Here is a 2735-nt window from a genome sequence, read left to right as displayed (position 1 = left end):
AAAGACGGACAACGTCTCCGTCAAACGATGGACAACAAGCGTCGTCATATTCCAGTCATTAATGAATAGCAGCAACAATCAGACTCAGGAAGAACTGGAAAGGGCCATGCGTGAATGGATTAAGTACTATAATAAATCCAGAATCAAAGAAAAACTCGGCGGTTGAAGTCCGATTGACTATCGGATTTCAACTGCCGAGCGAGTAGCCTAAAATTATGTCCAACTTTTGGGGTTCAGATCACTTTCGCATGACTGCTTTTTCATAAGAAGGTGTCCATTATTTACGCTTAAGGTAATCCAGACTGTATATCAGCAAATGAAATGAGCCTACAGTATTTGGACGCAGATCCGAACTCATAGGCTCCTTTCAAGCAGAAAATCCACTACTTTTCCTTATTATATTGAATACTCAGGTACACCACCCCAACTAAAAATACAATGCCGTACTTATAAACAAAAAATACTTGCCACATATAATCTTTTGGAAAAATTAGATCACACAAAATTACAGCTATTAACATGCCTACACAACTTCTAGCATACAGTATGCCCGTTCGCTCATCAGTCTTTCCAATTTTTTTAAGTAGAAAAAGCATTGAAAAAGTGACCACGATAAGCAGAGCAAGTCCGCCAAGGAGTGCGATATTATAATTGTTTGGTGATTGTTCCAGCCACTTTTTTAACGGCACAAATGTCGAATTTAAAAAAACTACAGTTTGGCTATCATTCATTCTTAGCATCTCCCCTCGAGTAGGTAAAAATATCTTGAACACTTACTTTAAAGTAAGTAGCTATACGAAAAGCCAGCAATAATGTGGGGATATAGTTGCCTTTTTCCATTACAAAAATAGTTTGCTTAGATACCCCCACCTTATTCGCTAACTCTTGCTGTGACATTTTTGCTAGAGTACGAAACGCATAAACATTGTTGGATATAGTATCACCAAATTTTTTAGTCACTGCCCAGCCCCCCCTTCGTTGAATTATAAACTATACTTTGACATAAGTAAAGTTTAGTTTTATAAAATAAAATCTCACTTATACAAAGAGGTCTGAATATAAAATCGCCACAAAAATATCCAGTCTTTCACAGTACTCTTGGGGGCTTTATCAAGACAAACGCATTAGAAATTCTGACTGATCGCGTGCTACAATGAGTGCAACAAAGGAATTATGAACGATCCGAGAGGCGATAAGCCAGCGCAAGCGCCGTTTTTATATAGGGAAAGTCAAAACCTGCTTTTAACCGCTTTCCTCGAATACTCCGCTTGCTTGTTGTCTCCTGCTTCAGTAAATTGACCACGCATCGACGCAGCAGAGCCATATTCTGCGCACTATTTTTCAGGCACATGCGTTGCTCGTCCTCTCGGAACGTGATATCGAGCACGTGATGAAGTCCATTTTCGATCTTCTAGTGCTGGCGCACGGCTTTAGCGAATGTTTTCGCATCGCTAGAAAGTGAGGATAGATAGAACCGGCGTTCCACGCTAACGTGATCACCCGTCTGCCGTTCAGACTTGACCACGCCGATACTTTCAAGCCCTTTCCATTTCTCTTTTTGATCCAAAAATCAATGGCGCCGGTCGTTCAGTAACAGCAGACATAGACATGACCATGACCTTCTTCGACCTGTTTATAGAAGCTGTGCAGTACATCCTTAAACACATTTTTCTGTGTGTCTTCCAAATACATTCGGACATCTTCATGGAGCGTGGATTGGTTGCCTTTCAGAACCAACACATAATCCGCTTCTTTCTTCCTGATCTTGGTGGCAATATCTTTCTGTCCCCATAGTGTCAATGGTGACCACGCAGCCTTTGAGGTTCAGCAGTTCGAGCAGGTTAGGGATAACGGTGATTTCATTTGTTTTTCCCTCCACTTTTGGCTGAGCCATACCGCCTTTTGTTAGGTCACCCAGGTAGCTTGCCCACTTGCTATCCGCACGGAGATGGGAGCCGCGCAGTGTTTTCCCATCAATGGCCACTACTTCGACTTGGACCAGTGTGTAGACGTCGGCCGTCCAATTCATGAAGCAGCATTCAACAGCCTCTGGATCGAGCAGAGAAAAGTAAGCGTCAAATAATGGACACCTTCTCATGAAATAAGGAATCATGCGATAATACCTCTATTCATTAATGCGAGGAGGATGATCCATGACACGAGCGGAACCTCGGGAACTCTGAAAGCATAGAATGAGCAATTTTGAGGAGAGTGGATTAACAGGCAGTCAATGGTGCGCCAATCAGGAAATCTCATTAAGCCAATTCCAATATTGGCGGCGCAAGCTAATTTCGACAAGAGATTCTGCGCCTTCAAGCCATTGGATGCCCGTTGATCTGGCCGGGCAGGAGAAAATGGATGTTCTTTTCATTTATCTGGGCTCAGCGAAAATTGAACTTCATACCGGATTCGATCCGGACCTGTTTGCGGACGCCGTCCGCGTTCTGCGCGCCTTATGATTCGGGAATCCACCATTGAAAAGTAAGCGTCAAATAACCCCCACCTTGAAAAGTGAGGGCGATACTTTATACGCTTTATGCTTCTGTGGTCAGCCGGCATTCGGACGGAAGGGTCTTGGACCATGGAAGCAGTGAATCCATGGCTTCTTCTGTGACCTGTTCAAGATTTGGCAGTTGTTCAAAGAGATAGGATAAATAATGAAAAGGTCGAAGTCCGTTCTCCTTAGCGGTTTCAATGACACTGTATACGATGGCACTTGCCTTGGCACCCTTCGG

At 43.3% G+C, this 2735-nt stretch carries 6 protein-coding genes; 2 read left to right on the top strand and 4 right to left on the bottom strand.

The window, feature by feature from the left end; translation table 11 throughout:
• Window positions 1-61: 61 nt before the first annotated feature.
• The gene (locus Q6A92_RS20380; RefSeq protein WP_443029753.1) at window positions 62-166 is read left to right on the top strand and encodes an IS3 family transposase; all 105 of its coding nucleotides are present in this window, start codon (window positions 62-64) and stop codon (window positions 164-166) included.
• A gap of 217 nt (window positions 167-383) precedes the next feature.
• On the opposite strand, the gene Q6A92_RS17170 is transcribed toward Q6A92_RS20380, so the two are convergent.
• The 3 genes from Q6A92_RS17170 to Q6A92_RS17160 all read right to left on the bottom strand — a co-directional run bounded on the left by Q6A92_RS17170 (window position 384) and on the right by Q6A92_RS17160 (window position 2113).
• Entirely contained in the window at window positions 384-731 is a 348-nt protein-coding gene (locus Q6A92_RS17170; RefSeq protein WP_332238844.1) for a DUF2178 domain-containing protein, read from the bottom strand.
• The gene (locus Q6A92_RS17165; RefSeq protein ID WP_332238843.1) at window positions 724-960 is read right to left on the bottom strand and encodes a helix-turn-helix transcriptional regulator; all 237 of its coding nucleotides are present in this window, start codon (window positions 958-960) and stop codon (window positions 724-726) included. Before Q6A92_RS17165 ends, Q6A92_RS17170 begins: the two co-directional genes overlap by 8 nt.
• Window positions 961-1702: 742 nt before the next feature.
• Window positions 1703-2113, bottom strand: a complete 411-nt coding sequence (locus Q6A92_RS17160; protein ID WP_332238842.1) for an ISAs1 family transposase — start codon at window positions 2111-2113, stop codon at window positions 1703-1705.
• Between the two features lie 79 nt (window positions 2114-2192).
• On the opposite strand from Q6A92_RS17160, the gene tnpA reads away from it, so the two are divergent.
• The gene (tnpA, locus tag Q6A92_RS17155) at window positions 2193-2459 is read left to right on the top strand and encodes an IS66 family insertion sequence element accessory protein TnpA (RefSeq protein ID WP_332238841.1); all 267 of its coding nucleotides are present in this window, start codon (window positions 2193-2195) and stop codon (window positions 2457-2459) included.
• 75 nt (window positions 2460-2534) lie between these two features.
• Here tnpA and Q6A92_RS17150 read toward each other — a convergent pair.
• A partial coding sequence (locus Q6A92_RS17150; protein ID WP_332238840.1) for a transposase domain-containing protein occupies window positions 2535-2735 on the bottom strand: 201 nt, incomplete at its 5' end.

This window comes from Sporolactobacillus sp. KGMB 08714 (genome assembly GCF_036598985.1).
Taxonomy (GTDB): domain Bacteria; phylum Bacillota; class Bacilli; order Bacillales; family Sporolactobacillaceae; genus Sporolactobacillus.
This window is presented reverse-complemented; position numbering and strand designations above follow the sequence as displayed.

Coding starts and splice junctions, on each gene's coding strand:
- tnpA (WP_332238841.1), top strand. CDS start 2,193: ATGAGCAATTTTGAGGAGAGTGGATTAACAGGCAGTCAATGGTGCGCC.
- Q6A92_RS17160 (WP_332238842.1), bottom strand. CDS start 2,113: ATGATTCCTTATTTCATGAGAAGGTGTCCATTATTTGACGCTTACTTT.
- Q6A92_RS20380 (WP_443029753.1), top strand. CDS start 62: ATGAATAGCAGCAACAATCAGACTCAGGAAGAACTGGAAAGGGCCATG.
- Q6A92_RS17170 (WP_332238844.1), bottom strand. CDS start 731: ATGAATGATAGCCAAACTGTAGTTTTTTTAAATTCGACATTTGTGCCG.